Origin of the sequence: Azospirillum isscasi, assembly GCF_030849505.1 — a bacterium.
GTDB classification, from domain to species: Bacteria; Pseudomonadota; Alphaproteobacteria; order Azospirillales; family Azospirillaceae; genus Azospirillum; species Azospirillum isscasi.
Map to the genome: position 1 here is coordinate 1 of NZ_JAUJFI010000118.1, position 18,065 is coordinate 18,065.

Here is an 18,065-nt window from a genome sequence, read left to right on the forward strand (position 1 = left end):
CGGACGCCGCTCCGGGCGTGGAGGCCACGCTGCTCCAGGCCGACCTGACCGGGCCGGACCCGGCCCCCGGCGATCCGCTGGTGGACGAGGCGGGCAACCTGCTGGGCGTCGCCCGGCCCGCCGGGTCCCGTCCGGGCGCGTCCCACGGCCTGTCCGCCTTCGTCCCGGTGACGGAGGCGCTGGCCCGCATGGGGGTGGAGGTGACGCAGCTCGTTTCCCGCCCGATTCCGTCCCATGGGATGCCGGCCCGTGACGCCAGACTTGACGGGACCCGCCGTCCCCCCACATAGACCCGTGTTCCGATGTGCCTATGTCGGCCGGTCCCGCGCCGGGCCGTTCGGGCACGGGCGCCTCTTCCTTAGACCACGGTCCCGATGACTTCCCACGATCCCATCCAGTGGCACGGCACCACCATCCTCTCGGTCCGCAAGAACGGGCAGGTGGTCATTGCCGGCGACGGCCAGGTGTCCGTCGGCCAGACGGTCATGAAATCGAACGCCCGCAAGGTGCGCTGGCTCGCCGGCGGCTCGGTGATGGGCGGCTTCGCCGGCGCCACCGCCGACGCCCTGACCCTGTTCGAACGGCTGGAGAGCAAGCTGGAGAAGCACCCCGGCCAGCTCCTGCGCGCCTGCGTGGAGATGGCCAAGGACTGGCGCACCGACCGTTACCTGCGCCGGCTGGAGGCCATGATGGCCGTGGCCGACCGCAACGTCAGCCTGATCCTGACCGGCAACGGCGACGTGCTGGAACCGGAGGACGGGCTGATCGGCATCGGGTCCGGCGGCGCCTACGCCCTGTCGGCGGCGCGCGCGCTGATCGATGTGGACGGCCTGGACGCCGAGGCCGTGGCCCGCAAGGCGATGAAGATCGCCGCCGGCATCTGCGTCTACACCAACGAGAACGTCACGCTCGAAAAGCTCTAACCCTCATTCCGGGTCCTCACGCCATGTCCGCCCCCAGCATCGCCGCCACCGCCACCGCCTTCAGCCCGCGCGAGATCGTCTCCGAACTCGACCGCTACATCGTCGGCCAGCACGAGGCCAAGCGCGCGGTCGCCATCGCGCTGCGCAACCGCTGGCGCCGCCAGCAGCTTCCCGAGGGGCTGCGCGAGGAGGTTCTGCCGAAGAACATCCTGATGATCGGCCCGACCGGCGTCGGCAAGACGGAGATCGCCCGCCGTCTGGCGAAGCTGGCCCAGGCGCCCTTCCTGAAGGTGGAGGCGACCAAGTTCACCGAGGTCGGCTATGTCGGCCGCGACGTGGAGCAGATCGTCCGCGATCTGGTCGAGGCCGCCATCGGCCTGACCAAGGAGCGGCTGCGCAAGGAGGTCGCCGCCAAGGCCGAACTGCGCGCGGAGGAGCGCGTGGTGGACGCGCTGTGTGGCGAGAGCGCCAGCCCGGAGACGCGGCAGAAGTTCCGCAAGATGCTGCGCGAGGGCACGCTGAACGACCGCGAGATCGAGATCCAGGTGGCCGACACCGGGGCCGGCGGCCTGCCGACCTTCGACATCCCCGGCATGCCGGGTGCCCAGATGGGCATGCTGAACCTGAACGACATCTTCGGCAAGGCGCTGGGCGCACGCACCAAGTCCCGGCGCATGACCGTCGCCGAGAGCTATACCGTTCTGATGGCGGAAGAGTCGGACAAGCTGCTTGACCAGGAAAAGGTCGTTTCGGAAGCGATCCAGGCGGTGGAGCAGAACGGCATCGTCTTCCTGGACGAGATCGACAAGATCTCCGCCCGCTCCGACTACAAGGGCGGCGCCGACGTCAGCCGCGAGGGCGTGCAGCGCGACCTGCTGCCGCTGATCGAGGGCACGACCGTCAGCACCAAGCACGGCGCGGTGAAGACCGACCACATCCTGTTCATCGCGTCGGGCGCCTTCCACCTGTCCAAGCCGTCGGACCTCCTGCCGGAGCTTCAGGGCCGCCTGCCCATCCGCGTCGAGCTGAAGGCGCTGGAGCAGGAGGACTTCCGCCGCATCCTGACCGAGCCGGAAGCCAGCCTGATCAAGCAGTACAAGGCGCTGCTGAAGACCGAGGAGGTCGATCTCGTCTTCACCGACGACGCCATCGGCGAGCTGGCCCGCCTCGCCGCGGAGATCAACGCGACGGTGGAGAACATCGGGGCGCGGCGCCTGCACACCGTGCTGGAACGGCTGCTGGAGGACATCAGTTTCACCGCCAGCGACAAGGCCGGCCAGACCGTCACCATCGACGCGGAGACCGTCCGCACCCAGGTGGGCGGCCTCGCCAAGAACGCCGACCTGTCGAAGTTCATCCTGTAGAACGCTTCACGGCGCCGCGGAGCGGTCCGCTCCGCGGCGCGTTTCTCCACCCGCCTTGATCGGCGGGCCGGTTGGCCGTAGACTGGCCGGCGTTTCACCACGGCAGGATGCGCAGAACGATGGATTTCAACCCGACCGCAACGTCTGTTCGTTTCGTCATCGGGGAAATCCGCATCCATGCCCGCTTCCATCGCACCGCCCGCCATCACGCTGGCGAACCTGTCCTGGTCCACGCCTGACGGGCGTTCTGTCCTATCCGGCATCAGCCTGGGGTTCGGCAGCGAACGGACCGGGCTCGTCGGCCGCAACGGCACCGGAAAATCGACTCTTCTCAAGCTGATGGCCGGCGCGCTGCGTCCGCGATCGGGGACGGTGTCCGTCCGCGGCAGCCTGGGAATCCTGCACCAAAACCTGACGGTGAGGCCGGACGATACGGTCGCCGGGCTGTTCGGTGCGACGGCCATGCTGGACCTGCTGCGCCGTGCCGAGCGGGGTGACGCCGATGCCGACACGCTGGCCGAGGTGGACTGGACGCTGGAAGCGCGCATCCGGTCCGCGCTTGGCCGGGTGGGGCTGGAGGCGGAGCCCGAGACGCTGCTGATCCGCCTGTCGGGCGGCCAGCGCACCCGCGCGGCCCTGGCGGCGGCGGTCTTCGCGGAACCCGACGTCCTGCTGCTGGACGAACCGACCAACGATCTCGACCACGCGGGGCGGGAGGCGGTCGTCGGGCTGCTGGCCTCCTGGCGGGGTGGGGCGGTGGTCGTCAGCCATGACCGCGACCTGCTTGAGCGCATGGACGCCATCGTCGAGCTGACGTCCCTGGGCGCCACCTCCTACGGCGGCAACTGGAGCCACTACCGGGCGTGCCGGGCGCTGGCTCTCGACGCCGCCCGCCACGATCTGGCGGACGCCGAAAAGCGCGTGGCGGAGGCGGCCCGGACGGCGCAGGCCACCGCCGAACGCAAGGCGCGCAAGGACGGGGCGGGCCAGCGCAAGGCGGCGAAAGGCGACCTGCCGCGCATCCTCCTCGGCGGACGGAAGGAGCGCAGCGAGGCCACCGGCGGCGAGAACGCCCGCCGGGCCGCCCAGCAGCGGGACGACGCGCTCGACGCCGTGGCCGCCGCCCGCGCCCGCATCGAGGTCCTTCAGCCGATGTCGGTCGTCCTCCCCTCCACCGGCCTGCCGCCCGGCAGGACCGTGCTGGCGCTCGACGAGGTCACCGCGGGCTATGAAGCCGGAAGACCGGTCGTCCGCGGCCTGTCCTTCACCGTCACCGGCCCGGAGCGCGTCGCCATCACCGGACCCAACGGGTCCGGCAAGACGACCGTGCTGGGCCTCGTCGCGGGCCATCGGACCCCCTGGTCCGGGACGGTCCGCACCATCGCCGGCGCCGCCATGCTCGACCAGCGGGTGAGCCTTCTCGACCCGTCGGCGACGATCTTGGACAATTTCCGGCGCCTCAACCCGCAGGCGGGGGAGAACGCCTGCCGGGCCTCGCTGGCCCGTTTCATGTTCCGCGCCGACGCCGCGTTGCAGCGCGTCTCGGCCCTCAGCGGCGGGCAGACGCTGCGCGCCGGGCTTGCCTGCGTCCTGGGCGGCGGCGCCCCTCCGCCCCTTTTGATCCTGGACGAGCCGACCAACCACCTGGACATCGATTCCATCGAGGCGGTGGAAGCCGGGTTGCGCGCCTATGACGGGGCTCTGCTGGTGGTCAGCCACGACGAGGCCTTCCTCGGCGCCATCGGGATCACGCGCCGGCTGGTGCTCACCAGTCCGTCAGGAAGCGTTCCTTCGGCAGGTGGATGACCACCGAGGTGCCGGCCCCCTCCAGGGAGCGGATTTCCAGCCGGCCGCCGTGCCGCTCCACCAGCGATTTGGCGATGGACAGGCCCAGCCCGATCCCCTCGAACCGGCGGGCCAGGGAGGAATCGCCCTGAACGAAGGGCTGGAACACGTTTTCCAGACGGTCGTCCGGGATGCCGACGCCGCTGTCGAACACCTCCGCCACCAGGGCGCCCGCGGAATCCACGCGGGCCGACACGCCGATGCGCCCGCCTTCGGGGGTGAATTTGATGGCGTTGGACAGGAGATGCAGCAGCACCTGCTTCAGCGCCCGCGGATCGGCCAGAAGGGGCGGCAGCTCGGTGGCGATGTCCGCCTCCACATGGAGCTTGCCGCGCTCCGCCCGCTTGGCGACCAGACGCACGCAGGACACCACCACGTCCCGGAAATCGCAGAGCGCCTCGTCCAGATCGACCCGGCCGGCCTCGATGGTCGCCATCTCCAGAAGGTCGTTGATGTTGGCCAGCAGCAGCTCGCCCGACCGTTTGATCTCCGCCGCGAAGTTGACGTACATGGGGTTTTCCAGCGACCCCAGCATCTGCTGGTGGATCACGTCGGCGAAGCCCAGGATGCCGTTCAGCGGCGTGCGCAGCTCGTGGCTCATGTTGGCGAGGAAGGCGGTCTTGGCGCGGTTGGCCAGCTCCGCCGCCTCCTTGGCCTCGATCAGCGCCTGCTCGGCGGCCTTGAAGGCGCTGAGGTCGCGCAGCATCGCGACGAAGACGTGGAACCCCGGCAGGTCGATCTCCGACAGGGACAGCCAGACCACCATGGCGCTGCCGTCCCGCCGCAGGACCGTCACCTCCCGCCCGACGCCGATGACCTGCCGCACCCCCGTCTCCGCGTAGCGGCGCATGTGGCCGTCGTGCTTCGCGGCGTCGTCCGGAGACATCAGCACGGTGATGTGCCGGCCGGTCAGGTCGTCCGGGCTGTAGCCGAGAAGCTGCTCCGCCGCCTGGTTGGCGGACAGGATGAGGCCGCGGGCGTCAACGGTCAGGATCGTCTCGACCGCCTGTTCCACGATGGCGCGGTTGCGCGCCTCGCTGCGCTGAAGCTCCTCGTCGGCGGCGCGGGCGGTGGTCACATCCTCGATCGCCGCGGCCACCGCCTGCACCCGCCCGTCCGGGCCGTGCAGGCAGGACGGGCGCATGGCGGCGCGCATCACGCCGCCGTCGGCGCGCAGAAACCGCTTCTCGAAGGGGCCCGGCACCGCCTCGCCCCGCACGACCCGTCCGAAGCGCAGGCTTTCCCAGGCCCAGTCCTCGGGGTGGGTGATGTCGGCCAGATGCCGTCCGGCCATGTCCGCGGCCCGGTATCCCAGATTGCGCGCGAAGGCGGCGTTGGCGGCGAGGATGCGCCCGTCCGTCCCGGCCAGGACCATGCCGACCGACGCGCCTTCGAAGATCATGCGGAACTGGGCATCCGCGACACCGTCCCGCGGCGTCACGGACCCGACCTCGGCGGTCATACGATAATCCCGTCTGGTCAAGCCTGAATTTGGGGTAACCCGGCCCGAAATCTAAAGGATTTCAGGGGGCGAAAGCGAACGCGAAACGTCCGGTTGACATCCTCGAAGGTGCGACTGATTAACCCACAAGGCAAATCGGGCCGCCCGCTCGCGCTGCCCGCTTCTTGCCGCTCCCCATTCTACCGGCGCCTTGGCCCTGTCCGCCGCCGCACCGCCGGACCGCCGCGGGCCGGCGCCTCGTCCAGCAGCACGAGCAGCCGCTCCAGCGTCCCGTCGTCCAGGCCGTGGATGCGCTCCGCCAGACGGTTCGCCAGTTCGGTGGCCTTGGGGCTGAGGCCGGCGGTGTCCACCGTCACCCGCGGGTGCGACAGGTCGGCCAGCCGTTCCAGCTCCTCCGCCTCGTCCCAGATGATGCCGAAATAGGCGCAGATCTGCCGGACGAGCTGGGGGGAGGGCTGGCCCCGCTTGCCATGCTCCAGCGCCGACAGATAAGCCGAGGAGATGTGGAGGTCCGTCGCCATCTGCTTGAGCGTCACGCCCTTGCCCTCGCGCAGCGCGCGGACCCGTTCGCCGAAGGGTGTCATCGCGGTTCCGCCCTACCGATGCCAGCCCTGGTGATGATCGCGCCGTCGCTTGATGAGGACGTACAGCGCCCCGTCGCCGCCGTGGCGGGGCTGCGCCGGACGGACGGCCAGCACCATCGGGCGCAGGGGGGAGTCGGCCAGCCAGCGCGGCACCGATTGGCGCAGCACGCCGGCCCCGCCCATGCCCCCCTTGCTGTAGGTGCCCTTGCCGGTGATGACCAGCACGCAGCGCCGTCCCTCGTGCCAGGCGCGGTGGACGAAGCCCGACAGGGCGCCGTGGGCCTGCGCCTGGCTCATGCCGTGCAGGTCGATGCGCCCGTCGATCTCCATCTCGCCGCGCGTGAAGCGGTCGGCGGTGCGGCGGTCGATGTTGTCGACGTTGCCCAGGGTCAACGGCGGCTGCGACGGGCGTCCGCCCTTCGGCACGCCGCCGCGCGGCGGCACCGTGGGGGGAGGGGAGGCGGTGGTGGCGACCGGTTCCGGCTCCGTGGCGGGGACGGCGGGCGGTTCCGGGTCCTCGACGGTGCGGCCCGGCATCGGCTCGGCGTCGCGCATGGCGATCCGCCACAGCCGCCGCTCCTCGGTGGTGACCGAGCGGCGGCGGCTCATGCTGCGGACCTCGGCGCGGACCATCCGGGCGCGCGGGTCGGGGATCGGGACGGATCAAACACGGCTGAACACGGGTTCCGGCACGGAGAACTCTCCGATAAACCCTTGAACGCTCAGCCTTGTCAATCCTCCACCAGCAGAATGTGGAGGCGCCGCGGCCCGTGGGCGCCCAGCTCGATCCGCATCTCGATATCGCCGGTCCGCGACGGTCCCGTGATGAAGTTCACCGTGCGGGGCAGGGCACCGCCTCCCCCGGCGGCGCGCAGCCGGTCCCAGGCGTCCTCCATGGTGCCGACGATCTGGCCGCGCGTCAGCACGACGATGTGGGTGTCGGGCAGGAAATTCAGCGTGGTCGGTCGTTCCGCCCCCGAAAGGAGCATGAGCGTCCCGGTTTCCGCCACCCCGGCGAAGGCGCCGGTCAGCGACGCGCCGTCGGTGTCGCGGGCGCGGCCCCTGGTCACGGTCAGGGTCGGGCGGCGGTCCCAGGGGATGGGGTCCAGCGCGGCGTCCGGGGCCACGCGGACCTCGGCGGGCAGGTTCAGCCCGGCCAGATAGTCGGCCACGGCGCCCGGCACGTCCGCCATCCCGCCCAGCAGCTCCACCGTCGCGGAGACCTCCGCCGCCATGGCGGCGAACAGCTCCACCTGCCGGTCGTGGGGAAGCTGGGCGCGGGCCGGGATCAGGTTGCGCGGGTGGGTGGCGAGGCGCCGGCGGGCCTCCTCCGACCCCTCGGCGGAGTTCAGCGCCTTGCGGATGCCGCCCAGGATCTGGGCGCGGGCGGATTGGCTGTCGGCCATGGTCAGCGCTTCCCCTTCTTGTCGGCCAACGTCTTCTCGACCGTCTGTTTCTCGGCCCACATCTGCTGGAAGGTCCTGCCCTCCGGCGCCGGCATGTCGCGGTGTTGCGTCCAGCCTTGGGCCAGCGGCAGGCTGGCGAAGCGCCCCTTGCCGCGGCCCAAGGCCCCCAGCGCCCGCACCGCCATGCGGGCGGCGGCGTGGTACAGCGCCGGGCGCCGCGCGAACCAGCCCCACAGGGCCAGCCCCCGGCGCATGGCGGCGGGCTGGAGATTCTGTTCGAACTCCTTCTCCCGCCAGTGGCGCATCATCTTGGGCAGGGGGATGCGCATGGGGCAGACCGCCTCGCACCGCCCGCAGAAGGTGGAGGCGTTGGGCAGGTGCCCGGCCTCCTTCACCCCCAGCAGGGCCGGCTGCATCACCGACCCGATCGGCCCCGGATAGACCCAGCCGTAGGCGTGCCCGCCGACCGAGCCGTAGACCGGGCAGTGGTTCATGCAGGCGCCGCAGCGGATGCAGCGCAGCACCTCCTGGAACTCGGTTCCCAGAAGCGCCGACCGTCCGTTGTCGAGCAGGACGACGTGGAACTCCTCCGGCCCGTCGAGGTCGCCGGGGCGGCGCGGCCCGGTGGAGAAGGTGGTGTAGGCCGACGCCTCCTGTCCGGTGGCGGAGCGCGCCAGCAGGCGCAGCACCAGGGCGGCGTCCTCCAGCGTCGGCACCACCTTGTCGATGGTGGCGATCACCACATGGACGCGGGGCAGGATCTGCGTCAGGTCGCCGTTGCCCTCGTTGGTCACGATGACGGTGGAACCGGTCTCCGCCACCATGATGTTGGCCCCGGTGATGCCGACGTCCGCCTGCTGGAACTTGCGGCGCAGCACCTGCCGCGCCTCAGCGATCAGGACCTTGGGCTCGTCCAGCACGCGGTCCGCCGGCAGGTCGGTGTGGGCCTGGCGGAAGGTGCCCTCCACGTCCTTCTTGGACAGGTGGAAGGCGGGCGCGATGATGTGGCTGGGCGGCTCGCGGCGGAGCTGGATGATGTATTCGCCCAGATCCGTCTCGATGGGGGTCAGGCCGTTGGCCTCAAGGTAATCGTTGATCCCGATCTCCTCGGAAATCATCGACTTGCCCTTGGTGACGGTCTTCGCATCGACCTTGCGGCAGATGCCCAGGATGGCGTCGCGCGCCTCCTGGTCGGTGCGGCACCAGTGCACATGGCCGCCCTGCCCGGTCACCTTGCTCTCGAAGGCTTCCAGATAGGTGTCGAGGTTCGCCAGGACGTGGTTCTTCAGGTCGCGGCCCTGGTCGCGGAGCGCCTCGAACTCCGGCAGCCGGTCGGCGGCCTGCTTGCGGCGGTTGACGAAACCGGCGGGCGCGATGGCCAGGACCTTCTGAAGCCGCTCGTCGCTCAGCGCCTTGCGGGCGTTCTCGGGGAAGGCGTGGGTGGTGGGCTGCATGGGGTTACGCCCTCCCACTTTTCATCGGCTCGCCAATCGGGGGCGTGTCGGTGACGCCGGCCAGCACCTCCGCCACATGGCGCACGCGGACGGCGGAGCCCTCGCGCTTCAGCTTGCCGGCCATGTTCAGCAGGCAACCCATGTCGCCGGCCAGCAGCGTGTCGGCCCCGGTGCCCTTGACGTCCGCCGTCTTGGCCTCGACCATGCGGTTGGAGATGTCCGGGTACTTGACGCAAAAGGTGCCGCCGAAGCCGCAGCAGACCTCCGCCCCCGGAAGCTCGTTCAGGGTCAGCCCTTCCACCTTCGCCAGCAGGCGGCGCGGCTGCTCCTTGACGCCCAGCTCGCGCAGGCCCGAGCAACTGTCGTGGTAGGTGACGGTGCCGCCGTACTGCGCGCCGGTGTCCGTCACCCCCAGCACGTCGGTCAGGAAGGACACCAGTTCGTGCGTGCGCGCCGACAGGTGCCGCGCCCGCGCCGCCCAGGCCGGGTCGTCGGCCAGAAGCTCCGGATAATGCTTGCGGATCTGCCCGGCGCAGGAGCCGGAGGGGACGACCACATGGTCGAACCCCTCGAAGGCGGCGATGGTGCTGCGGGCCAGGTCCCGCGCGGTCGCCCGGTCGCCCGCGTTGAAGGCCGGCTGGCCGCAGCAGGTCTGGGAGGCGGGCACCTCGACCGTGCAGCCGGCGTCCTCCAGCAGCTTCACCGCGGCGAAGCCGACCGTCGGGCGGTAGAGATCGACGAGGCAGGTGACGAACAGCCCCACTCTGGGGGCGGGGCGCGTGTCGGTCATGATGTCCTGTTGTTCTTCTGTGCTTATCCCCGTGGGTGGCGACTGTAGGTGGTCGTACCGGCTCTGGCAACGGGGCGGGGGTCCGCTGGTCGTTTAACCGCGGCAGAATCCACCGAGTAATTTACCACAGAGACACGGAGACACAGAGGCGCGCGGTCGGCTCTCTGTGTCTCCGTGTCTCTGTGGTTCATCCTCTTTCCAGAGACGGATGCCCACGCGACAGGGCAACCATCGTCAAACCACCAGCCCCACGGCGATCGTGCACATGACGACGCCGATGCCGGTGTCCAGCACCCGCCACGCGCCGGGCCGCGCGAAGACGGGCCGCAGAAGGCGCGCGCCGTAGCCCAGGGCGAAGAAGAACAGGAAGGACGCCGCCATCGCCCCCAGCGCGAAGGCGTCCTTGCTCTCCGCGAACTGCGCGGACACCGACCCGACCAGCACCACCGTGTCCAGATAGACGTGCGGGTTCAGCCAGGTCAGCGCCAGACAGGTCGCCAGCGTCGCGCCGAGCCCCGCCGGAACCGCCGCCGCCGGGTTCAGCGCGCCGCCCGACCGGAAGGCCGACCGGAAGCTGCGCAGCCCATAGACCAGCAGGAAGGCCGCCCCGGCGTAGCGGGTCGCCGTCTCCAGCCACGGCAGCCAGTGAACGGCCTGTGCGAAGCCGCCGACCCCGGCCAGGATCAGCAGGGCGTCGGACAGCGCGCAGGTCAGGCAGACGGCCAGGATATGCTCCCCGCGCAAGCCCTGGCGGAGCACGAAGGCGTTCTGCGCACCGATGGCGACGATCAGGCTGAGGCCGAGCAGAAGGCCGGGAAGGAAGGCGGACAGCATGGCGGCCCCGTTCTTTGCCAAATCCATTGGAAGAGGCCGTTCCGCTACCATGGCGATCCGAATTAGAATAACTAAAGTCCCTTATCCTGATTAAGGAACGCTAATCCATGCTGGATTACGCGCTGCTCGCCGCGCTGGCCGCGGTCATCCGCAACGGCAGCTTCGAACGGGCGGCGCAGCAGCTTCACGTCACCCCCTCCGCCGTGTCCCAGCGGGTGAAGCTGCTGGAGGAGCGGATGGGGACGATCCTGGTGGTGCGCGGATCGCCCTGCACCGGCACGCCCGCGGGCCTGCGGCTGAGCCAGCATGCGGAGCGGGTGACCCTGCTGGAAAGCGAATTGCGGGACGAGCTTCCGGGCATCCGGCAGGACGGGCCGGCGGTGACGGTGCGGATCGCGGTGAACGCCGACAGCCTCGCCACATGGTTCGTCCCCGCCATGGCCGAAACGCCGGACGTGCTGTTCGACCTCGTTCTGGACGATCAGGACCACAGCGCCGACTGGCTGCGCCGGGGGGAGGTGCTGGCGGCGGTGACGGCCAGCGCCCAGCCGGTGCAGGGCTGCGACAGCACTCCCTTGGGCGCGCTGCGCTACGTCGCGACGGCCAGTCCGGACTTTCTCCGCCGGCATTTTCCCGATGGGGTGGACGCGGCGTCGCTCGCCCGCGCGCCGCGCCTGACCTTCAACAGCAAGGACCGGCTCCAGACGCAGTGGACACGGCTGGCCTTCGGCACGGAGATCGCCTCGCCGACCCATTGGATGCCCTCCACCCACGCCTTCGTGGACGCGGCGCTGGCCGGGCTCGGCTGGGGGATGAATCCGGAAACGCTGGTCGCCGCGCATCTGCGCGACGGGCGGCTGGCGGCGCTGGTGCCGGACCGGCCGCTGGACGTGCCGCTCTGCTGGCAGCGCAGCCGCATCGCCAGCCGCACCCTGGCCGACGTCACGCGCGCTGTGTTGACGACGGCGCGCGCCCGCTTGACGCAAGCGTGACGGTCACCGGTTCCCCGCCGGCACCAGGACGCTCGCCAGGAACAGCGCCGCGGCGGCGACCACGATGCTCGGCCCGCCGGGCAGGTCCCAGGAGAGGGAGGAGAACAGCCCGCCCAGAACCGCGGCGATCCCGAAGACCGAGGCCAGCGCGGCCATCGCCTCCGGCGTGCGGGAGAAGCGGCGGGCCGCCGCCGCCGGGATGATGAGAAGCGAGGTGATCAGCAGGATGCCGACGATCTTCATCGCCGCGGCGATCACCAGCGCGATCAGCAGCATGAAGGCCAGCCGCAGCGCCTCCACCGGCATGCCCTCGACCCGCGCCAGATCCTCGTCCACCGTCACCGCCAGCAAGCGCCGCCACAGCAGCAGCAGCCCGCCCAGCGCCGCCGCCCCGCCGCCGTAGATCCAGGCCAGATCCGCGGGGGTGACGCTCAGGATGTCGCCGAACAGATAGGCCACCAGATCGACGCGCAGCGTCTCCAGGAAGGCGATGGCGACGAGGCCCAGCGACAGCGACGAATGCGACAGGATGCCCAGCACCGTGTCCGAGGCCAGCGCGCGGCGCCGTTGCAGCCCGACCAGCGCCAGCGCCAGCGCGACGCAGACCCCGACCACCCCGACCAGCGGGTTGACGCCCAGAAGGAAGCCCAGCGCGACCCCCAGCAGGGCGGAATGGGCCAGCGTGTCGCCGAAATAGGCCATCCGCCGCCACACCACGAAGGACCCCAGCGGACCGGCGACCAGCGCCAAGCCGCAGCCGGCGGCCAGCGCGCGCAGAACGAAATCATCCATGGCAGCAGTCCCCGTCATGGCCGGGCACCACGGCGCCGTCGGTGGCGTGCGCGTGGTCGTGGTGGTGGACATAGACGGCCAGCGCGTCGGCGTGGCCGCCGAACAGGGCGCGGTATTCCGGGTGGCGCCGCACGTCCTCCGGCGCGCCCTGGCAGCAGACATGGCCGTTCAGGCACAGCACCCGGTCGGTGCGGGCCATCACCGTGTGCAGGTCGTGGCTGACCAGAAGCACCCCGCAGCCGCGGGTCCGGCGCAGCGTCTCGATGCGCCCGAACAGCTCCGCCTGCCCATGCACGTCCACCGCCTGGTCCGGCTCGTCCAGCACCAGAAGATCCGGGTCGCTCAGCAGGGCGCGGGCCAGCAGAACCCGCTGCATCTCGCCGCCGGACACGCTCTGCACCGGGCTGCCGGAGAGGTGGGAGACGCCGGCCTCCTCCAGCGCGGCGCCGATGCGGGCGTCGGTCACCGGGCGCCACAGCGACAGGAAGCGGCGGACCGTCAGGGGCAGGGTGGCATCGACCGTCAGGCGCTGCGGCATGTAGCCGATGCGCAGGCCCCGGCGCCGCTCCACCGCCCCGGACGAGGCGCGGACGAGGCCCAGCACGGCGCGCACCAGCGTCGTCTTGCCGGCGCCGTTGGGGCCGATCAACGTGACGATCTCGCCGGGCCGCACCTCCAGGTCCACACGGTCGAGGATCGTCCGCCCGCCCAGCCGCACCGTCAGACCCCGCGCGTCCACCAGGGGAGGGGCCAGGGAAGGGACCGGTGATCGCGCCGCATGGTGGGCCGCGTGATGGATTGACATGTTATGTTATAACGTGACATTGCTGGGAACGAAGACAGCTATGCGCCGGAAACGCCCGGCTGTCCAGCCAGTCGATGAGGAAATCACCCATGCGCCCTGTGATGCGCCATCTGCCGCCCTCCGTTGTTGCCGCGATCCTGCTCGCCGCGTCCCCGGCGCTGGCCGATGCGCCGAAGGTCGTCGCCTCCATCAAGCCGGTCCATTCCCTGGTCGCCGCGGTGATGGAGGGGGTGGCGGAACCGGCGCTGATCGTGCGCGGCGCCGCGTCCCCCCACACCTACGCGATGAAGCCGTCCGACGCGAAGGCGCTGGCCGCCGCCGACCTCGTCTTCTGGGTCGGGCCGGAGCTGGAGAGCTTTCTCGACAAGCCCCTGAAGGCGAATGCGAAGAAGGCCACATCCGTCGAATTGCTGGAGGCGCCGGGGGTCACCCTGCTCGACGCCCGCGAAGGCGGCGCCTGGGAGGCCCACGACCACGGGCACAAGCATGACCACGGGCACGCCCATGGGGAGGGGCACGGGCATGAGGAGGTGAACACCCACGTCTGGCTCGATCCGGCCAACGCCCGCGCCATGGTCGCGGCCATCGCCGAGGCCCTGTCGGCCAAGGACCCGGCCAACGCCGCCGCCTACACGGTCAACGCCGGCCGCACCGCGCGGTCCATCGACGCGCTCGACGCCGAGCTGAAGGCGGCGCTGGCCCCGGTGGCCGGCAAGCCCTTCGTCGTCTTCCACGACGCCTACCAGTATTTCGAGGCGCATTACGGCCTGAACGGCGTCGGCGCCATCACCGTGAATCCGGAACGCCGCCCCTCCGCCAAGCGCCTGTCGGAGATCCGCGCCAGGATCACCGGCCTCGGCGCCGCCTGCGTCTTCGCCGAACCGCAATTCGAACCGGCCCTGGTGGACACCATCGTGGACGGCACCCGGGCGAAGAAGGGCGTGCTCGATCCCGAAGGGGCGGAGCTGAAGGACGGCCCCGGTCTCTACCCCGCCCTGATGCGCGGCATCGCCGCGTCGCTGAAGGACTGTCTCGGTTCCTGAGGCTTCTCGGCTCTTAAGCCTTGCCCGCGCCTGTGCTAGACCCGTGTCGGAATTCTCCCAGGGAGGCAGGCATGAAGATCGGGGTCGTCGGGTGCGCGGGGCGCATGGGGCAGATGCTGGTGCGCGAGATCGCCGCCACGCCGGGCTGCACGCTGGCCGGCGGCACGGAGCGGGTGGGCGGCCCCGCGCTCGGCAAGGACCTCGGCACCCTCGCCGGGATCGGGCCGCTGGGCGTCGTCGCCATTGACGACGCGGCGGCGCTGTTCGCGGAAGCCGATGCGGTGATCGACTTCACCAGCCCCGACGCCACCGTCCGCCACGCGGCGCTGGCCGCCCAGTCGGAAACGGTGCTGGTCATCGGCACCACCGGCATCGGCCCGGCCCAGCAGGAGGCCATCGCCCAGGCCGCCACCCACACCCCCATCGTGCAGTCGCCGAACATGTCGCTGGGCGTCAACCTGTTGCTGGCGCTGGTGGAGCAGGTGAGCCGCGCGCTGGGCGACGACTTCGACATCGACATCCTGGAGATGCACCATCGCCGCAAGGTGGACGCCCCTTCGGGCACGGCGCTCGGCCTCGGCCATGCGGCGGCGGCGGGGCGCGGGGTGGCGCTGGAGGATGTTTGGCAGAAGGTCCGCGACGGCCACACCGGCGCCCGCCCGCGCGGCGAGATCGGCTTCGCCACGCTGCGCGGCGGCGACGTGATCGGCGACCACACCGTGTTCTTCGCCGGGGACGGGGAGCGGATCGAGCTGACCCACAAGGCGTCGGGCCGCCAGATCTACGCCAAGGGCGCCGTCCGCGCCGCACTCTGGGCCAACGACAAGCAGCCGGGCCTCTACAGCATGAAGGACGTGCTGGGCCTCTGACCCATCAGGCCGCTTCGTCCTCCGGCATGGCGTTGCCCTGTTCCCAGGCGAGCAGGGCGCGCTTGCGCGGGACGCCGTAGCGGTAGTTGTGGATGATCCCCGACTTCTGGATCACCCGGTGGCAGGGGATCAGCACGCAGACCGGGTTGCGCCCGACCGCCGCCCCCACCGCCCGCATGGCGGTCGGCTGGCCGATGGCGCGGGCCACGTCCTCGTAGCTGACGACGGCGCCCGAGGGGATGCGCAGAAGCGCCTCCCACACCTTGATCTGGAAATTGGTGCCCTTCATCAGCAGGCGCAGCGGCTCACGGTCCTGCCCGTCCCAGCGGAAGGCGCGGGCCGCCGCCGGGCGGGTGGCGTCGGCGTCCTCGACCAGACGGGCGGCGGGCCAGGCGGCGGCCATCTCGGCCAGCGCGTCGTGCCCGTCCTCCTCCTCGGCGAAGCTCAGCCAGCAGACGCCGCGTTCGGTGGTGGCGACCAGCGACGGGCCGAAGGGTGTCGCGTGCAGACCCCAGCGGATGGTCAGCCCGCCGCCCAGCGTCTTGTACTCGCCCGGCGTCATCGCCTCGCAGGCGACGAACAGGTCGTGCAGCCGCGACGGGCCGGACAAGCCGACATCCAGCGCCACGTCGAGCACGCTGTGGTTCTCGGCGAGCAGCCGCTTGGCGTTGTCCAGGGTCAGGAACTGCAGGAAGCGCTTCGGGCTGATCCCCGCCCATTGGGTGAACAGCCGTTGGAAATGGAAGGGGCTCATGCCCGCGACCTCGGCCAGCTCGTCCAGCGCCGGCTGGTCCTGCCAGTTCTCCACCAGATGGCGGATGGCGGCGGCGATGGCGCGGTGGCGCCGTGCGTCAAGCGGGTCGGCGGCGGGATTCAGGCACGGCATGGCGATTCACTCCCAGACTCCATGACCGGCGCAGGATGCGCCGCCGGAGCGGGCCGACCAACCCGATTCTTGCGGCGCCTGCCGTGCCGTCAGGGAACCGGTTCGGGGTGGCAGGGGGCGCGGCGCCAGACGCCCAGCGCGTCCCGCAGCGCCCTGGCGAAGTCCGCCCGCTCGTCCGGCGTCAGGAAGGCGCCGACGGTCACCGACTGCCCGTGCGAGGTGAGGGTCACCTGACTTTCGTGCCGGGGCGGGTCGTCCATGGTGACGCGCAGCCAGTTGGGCTGGAAGCTCCAGCGCCGTTCCGGCTTGTTCCAGGCGACGCGCTGGACGGTCAGGTCGGCGTCGGTCAGGCGCACCCGCTCGTACAGCCGGGCGGAACGGTTGTTGACGCGGAAGGCCAGCCACAGGATCACCACGTCCAGCCCGCAGAAGGGCACCACCGGCCAGGCCCCGTTGGCGGCGAAAAGGACGGCGATCAGCAGGTTGACGAGGATCACCACCCCCATCAACACCCGGAATCCGCTCCGCCCCAGGCTGCGGTGGGGATGCAGGATCGCGTCGAAGAAGACGCGGGGCGCCGGGGGCAGGGTATGACGGGCCATGGTCATAGGCGCAACCTACTATGACTCGGGGGTGCGTTCCAGCGGAGTTCCTCGCGGCGTGTTTGCATGGACGGTCGAGGTCCCGCTATGGTGTGCGCCATGAAGCCCGCCGCCGTTCAGGAATTCTTCCGCCGCCTCAGCGCCGCCAATCCGGAGCCGAAGAGCGAGCTGGACTACATCAACCCCTACACCCTGCTGGTCGCCGTCGTGCTGTCGGCGCAGGCCACGGATGTGGGTGTCAACAAGGCCACCGGCCCGCTGTTCCGGATCGTCACCACGCCCCAACAGATGGTGGATCTGGGGGAGGAACGGCTGCGCGGCTGCATCAAGACCATCGGCCTGTTCAACACCAAGGCCAAGAACGTCATCAGGCTGTCGGAAATCCTGGTCGCCCAGTATGGCGGCGAGGTGCCGCGCGACCGCGAGGCGCTGGAAACCCTGCCCGGCGTCGGGCGCAAGACCGCCAACGTGGTGCTGAACGTCGCCTTCGGCGAGGAAACCATCGCGGTGGACACCCACATCTTCCGCGTCGGCAACCGCACCGGCCTCGCCCCCGGCAAGACGCCCGACGCGGTGGAGGCGAAGCTGCTGAAGGTGGTCCCCAAGACCTACCGCCGGCACGCCCACCACTGGCTGATCCTGCATGGCCGCTACGTCTGCAAGGCCCGCAAGCCCGACTGTCTGGTCTGCCCGGTCAGCGACCTGTGCGGCTTCAAGGACAAGGTTCTGCCGGCGGCGGTGTGATCCGGGCCCGGTAAAAAAGCCCTCTCCCCTGGGGAGAGGGGTGGGTGAGGGGGCGGTGCGCCCGGCAGGGCGGAGAAAAGTGCTTGTTTCGCCCCGTTGGTGTGCCTCCGGCACCCCCCTCATCCTGACCTTCTCCCCCCTGGGGAGAAGGAACAGGGATCGGCGCGTTTAACGGCGTTTAAAAACCACCGTCCGTCAGCCGTCCACCACGATGGGGTCCAGCGCCGCCGGAGCAACGGCCGCCGCCGGGGCCGCTTCCACCGGGGCCGCGGCGGGCTTGGCCGCCGGGGTGTACTTGCCGATCTCGCCGTTCAGAAGGGCGCCGGCCTCCACCGCAAGTTCGCCGTACTTGATCGAGCCGTGGATGCTGCCGGTGGAGCGCACGGTCAGACGGCCGCGCACGACGATGTCGCCCTCGAACCGCCCGCCGATGTCGGCCTCGTCGATCTCGACCGCGCCCTTGAACAGGCCGGTCTCGGCGATTTCGATGGAACGGCCCTCGCGCAGCTTGGCCTCAACCGTGCCTTCCACGACCAGCACGTCGCAGGACCCGATCTCGCCGTTCAGGGAGATGTCGCGCCCGACGATCAGGCGGCGCTGGTCGCTGGCCAGCGGGGCGGCGGGCGCCGGGGCCGGAGCGACCGGGGCAGCGGCGGGGACCGCAGCCGGG

The 18,065-nt window shown here is 70.7% G+C and carries 20 protein-coding genes; 8 read left to right on the top strand and 12 right to left on the bottom strand.

Translation table 11 applies throughout. The features are described 5' to 3' along the window. From QSG27_RS20245 to QSG27_RS20260, 4 genes are all read left to right on the top strand, one after another. Nucleotides 1-290, top strand: a 290-nt coding sequence (locus QSG27_RS20245; protein ID WP_306709304.1) for a hypothetical protein, incomplete at its 5' end; no start/stop codon positions are given. 84 nt (nt 291-374) lie between these two features. Then, nucleotides 375-923 (top strand): ATP-dependent protease subunit HslV, encoded by a 549-nt coding sequence (hslV, locus tag QSG27_RS20250; RefSeq protein ID WP_306709306.1) that lies wholly within the window; start codon nt 375-377, stop codon nt 921-923. Nucleotides 924-946: 23 nt separating this feature from the next. Further along, nucleotides 947-2,287, top strand: a complete 1,341-nt coding sequence (gene hslU, locus QSG27_RS20255) for an ATP-dependent protease ATPase subunit HslU (protein ID WP_306709307.1) — start codon at nt 947-949, stop codon at nt 2,285-2,287. A 177-nt stretch (nt 2,288-2,464) separates the two neighbouring features. Next, nucleotides 2,465-4,093 carry an ABC-F family ATP-binding cassette domain-containing protein gene (locus tag QSG27_RS20260; RefSeq protein ID WP_306709309.1) on the top strand — a complete coding sequence of 543 codons (1,629 nt, stop codon included), beginning with the start codon at nt 2,465-2,467 and terminating at the stop codon, nt 4,091-4,093. Here the strand turns inward: QSG27_RS20260 and QSG27_RS20265 are convergent. The 7 genes from QSG27_RS20265 to QSG27_RS20295 form a co-directional block, all read right to left on the bottom strand. Next, complete coding sequence (locus QSG27_RS20265) at nt 4,053-5,594, bottom strand: PAS domain S-box protein (RefSeq protein ID WP_306709311.1); 1,542 nt, start codon at nt 5,592-5,594, stop codon at nt 4,053-4,055. The two genes, QSG27_RS20260 and QSG27_RS20265, sit on opposite strands and share 41 nt — an antisense overlap. 179 nt (nt 5,595-5,773) lie before the next feature. Then, a complete protein-coding gene (locus QSG27_RS20270; RefSeq protein WP_306709313.1) occupies nt 5,774-6,178 on the bottom strand; it encodes a helix-turn-helix domain-containing protein in 405 nt (134 codons plus the stop codon). Nucleotides 6,179-6,190: 12 nt separating this feature from the next. Beyond that, nucleotides 6,191-6,787, bottom strand: coding sequence for a Smr/MutS family protein (locus QSG27_RS20275; protein WP_306709315.1), 597 nt, complete (start codon nt 6,785-6,787; stop codon nt 6,191-6,193). Between the two features lie 122 nt (nt 6,788-6,909). After that, the gene (locus QSG27_RS20280; RefSeq protein ID WP_306709317.1) at nt 6,910-7,584 is read right to left on the bottom strand and encodes a LutC/YkgG family protein; all 675 of its coding nucleotides are present in this window, start codon (nt 7,582-7,584) and stop codon (nt 6,910-6,912) included. Nucleotides 7,585-7,586: 2 nt separating this feature from the next. Continuing rightward, the gene (locus QSG27_RS20285; RefSeq protein WP_306709319.1) at nt 7,587-9,038 is read right to left on the bottom strand and encodes a LutB/LldF family L-lactate oxidation iron-sulfur protein; all 1,452 of its coding nucleotides are present in this window, start codon (nt 9,036-9,038) and stop codon (nt 7,587-7,589) included. A 4-nt stretch (nt 9,039-9,042) separates the two neighbouring features. Then, nucleotides 9,043-9,828: a (Fe-S)-binding protein gene (locus QSG27_RS20290; protein WP_306709321.1), complete on the bottom strand. Its 786-nt coding sequence runs from the start codon at nt 9,826-9,828 to the stop codon at nt 9,043-9,045. Nucleotides 9,829-10,062: 234 nt separating this feature from the next. Next, the gene (locus QSG27_RS20295; RefSeq protein WP_306709323.1) at nt 10,063-10,689 is read right to left on the bottom strand and encodes a LysE/ArgO family amino acid transporter; all 627 of its coding nucleotides are present in this window, start codon (nt 10,687-10,689) and stop codon (nt 10,063-10,065) included. Between the two features lie 80 nt (nt 10,690-10,769). On the opposite strand from QSG27_RS20295, the gene QSG27_RS20300 reads away from it, so the two are divergent. Further along, entirely contained in the window at nt 10,770-11,654 is an 885-nt protein-coding gene (locus tag QSG27_RS20300) for a LysR family transcriptional regulator ArgP (protein WP_306709325.1), read from the top strand. 3 nt (nt 11,655-11,657) lie between these two features. Here the strand turns inward: QSG27_RS20300 and znuB are convergent, their stop codons facing one another. Beyond that, entirely contained in the window at nt 11,658-12,446 is a 789-nt protein-coding gene (gene znuB / locus QSG27_RS20305; RefSeq protein WP_306709327.1) for a zinc ABC transporter permease subunit ZnuB, read from the bottom strand. Beyond that, nucleotides 12,439-13,185 carry a zinc ABC transporter ATP-binding protein ZnuC gene (gene znuC, locus QSG27_RS20310; RefSeq protein ID WP_306709328.1) on the bottom strand — a complete coding sequence of 249 codons (747 nt, stop codon included), beginning with the start codon at nt 13,183-13,185 and terminating at the stop codon, nt 12,439-12,441. The genes znuB and znuC overlap by 8 nt, the downstream gene beginning before the upstream one ends. 155 nt (nt 13,186-13,340) lie before the next feature. Between znuC and znuA the strand changes: the two genes are divergently transcribed. Further along, the gene (znuA, locus tag QSG27_RS20315; RefSeq protein WP_306709330.1) at nt 13,341-14,294 is read left to right on the top strand and encodes a zinc ABC transporter substrate-binding protein ZnuA; all 954 of its coding nucleotides are present in this window, start codon (nt 13,341-13,343) and stop codon (nt 14,292-14,294) included. A 71-nt stretch (nt 14,295-14,365) separates the two neighbouring features. Next, nucleotides 14,366-15,163, top strand: a complete 798-nt coding sequence (gene dapB, locus QSG27_RS20320; protein WP_306709331.1) for a 4-hydroxy-tetrahydrodipicolinate reductase — start codon at nt 14,366-14,368, stop codon at nt 15,161-15,163. Between the two features lie 4 nt (nt 15,164-15,167). On the opposite strand, the gene QSG27_RS20325 is transcribed toward dapB, so the two are convergent. Beyond that, the gene (locus QSG27_RS20325; RefSeq protein ID WP_306709333.1) at nt 15,168-16,049 is read right to left on the bottom strand and encodes a methylated-DNA--[protein]-cysteine S-methyltransferase; all 882 of its coding nucleotides are present in this window, start codon (nt 16,047-16,049) and stop codon (nt 15,168-15,170) included. Nucleotides 16,050-16,138: 89 nt separating this feature from the next. Beyond that, on the bottom strand, nt 16,139-16,651 hold the full coding sequence (locus tag QSG27_RS20330) for a DUF2244 domain-containing protein (protein ID WP_306709335.1): 513 nt from the start codon (nt 16,649-16,651) through the stop codon (nt 16,139-16,141). A gap of 99 nt (nt 16,652-16,750) precedes the next feature. Between QSG27_RS20330 and nth the strand changes: the two genes are divergently transcribed. After that, nucleotides 16,751-17,395: an endonuclease III gene (gene nth / locus QSG27_RS20335; protein WP_306709336.1), complete on the top strand. Its 645-nt coding sequence runs from the start codon at nt 16,751-16,753 to the stop codon at nt 17,393-17,395. Nucleotides 17,396-17,590: 195 nt separating this feature from the next. Here nth and QSG27_RS20340 read toward each other — a convergent pair. Then, nucleotides 17,591-18,065: bactofilin family protein (locus QSG27_RS20340; RefSeq protein WP_306709339.1), on the bottom strand; the 475-nt coding region annotated here is incomplete at its 5' end.

What these genes read in the sequence shown, in the direction of transcription:
- QSG27_RS20285 (WP_306709319.1), bottom strand. Translation starts at nt 9,038, where the DNA reads ATGCAGCCCACCACCCACGCCTTCCCCGAGAACGCCCGCAAGGCGCTG.
- QSG27_RS20260 (WP_306709309.1), top strand. Translation starts at nt 2,465, where the DNA reads ATGCCCGCTTCCATCGCACCGCCCGCCATCACGCTGGCGAACCTGTCC.
- QSG27_RS20330 (WP_306709335.1), bottom strand. Translation starts at nt 16,651, where the DNA reads ATGGCCCGTCATACCCTGCCCCCGGCGCCCCGCGTCTTCTTCGACGCG.
- nth (WP_306709336.1), top strand. Translation starts at nt 16,751, where the DNA reads ATGAAGCCCGCCGCCGTTCAGGAATTCTTCCGCCGCCTCAGCGCCGCC.
- znuA (WP_306709330.1), top strand. Translation starts at nt 13,341, where the DNA reads ATGCGCCCTGTGATGCGCCATCTGCCGCCCTCCGTTGTTGCCGCGATC.
- hslV (WP_306709306.1), top strand. Translation starts at nt 375, where the DNA reads ATGACTTCCCACGATCCCATCCAGTGGCACGGCACCACCATCCTCTCG.
- hslU (WP_306709307.1), top strand. Translation starts at nt 947, where the DNA reads ATGTCCGCCCCCAGCATCGCCGCCACCGCCACCGCCTTCAGCCCGCGC.
- QSG27_RS20300 (WP_306709325.1), top strand. Translation starts at nt 10,770, where the DNA reads ATGCTGGATTACGCGCTGCTCGCCGCGCTGGCCGCGGTCATCCGCAAC.
- QSG27_RS20275 (WP_306709315.1), bottom strand. Translation starts at nt 6,787, where the DNA reads ATGAGCCGCCGCCGCTCGGTCACCACCGAGGAGCGGCGGCTGTGGCGG.
- znuB (WP_306709327.1), bottom strand. Translation starts at nt 12,446, where the DNA reads ATGGATGATTTCGTTCTGCGCGCGCTGGCCGCCGGCTGCGGCTTGGCG.
- QSG27_RS20280 (WP_306709317.1), bottom strand. Translation starts at nt 7,584, where the DNA reads ATGGCCGACAGCCAATCCGCCCGCGCCCAGATCCTGGGCGGCATCCGC.
- QSG27_RS20265 (WP_306709311.1), bottom strand. Translation starts at nt 5,594, where the DNA reads ATGACCGCCGAGGTCGGGTCCGTGACGCCGCGGGACGGTGTCGCGGAT.
- QSG27_RS20290 (WP_306709321.1), bottom strand. Translation starts at nt 9,828, where the DNA reads ATGACCGACACGCGCCCCGCCCCCAGAGTGGGGCTGTTCGTCACCTGC.
- QSG27_RS20295 (WP_306709323.1), bottom strand. Translation starts at nt 10,689, where the DNA reads ATGGATTTGGCAAAGAACGGGGCCGCCATGCTGTCCGCCTTCCTTCCC.
- QSG27_RS20325 (WP_306709333.1), bottom strand. Translation starts at nt 16,049, where the DNA reads ATGCCGTGCCTGAATCCCGCCGCCGACCCGCTTGACGCACGGCGCCAC.
- dapB (WP_306709331.1), top strand. Translation starts at nt 14,366, where the DNA reads ATGAAGATCGGGGTCGTCGGGTGCGCGGGGCGCATGGGGCAGATGCTG.
- QSG27_RS20270 (WP_306709313.1), bottom strand. Translation starts at nt 6,178, where the DNA reads ATGACACCCTTCGGCGAACGGGTCCGCGCGCTGCGCGAGGGCAAGGGC.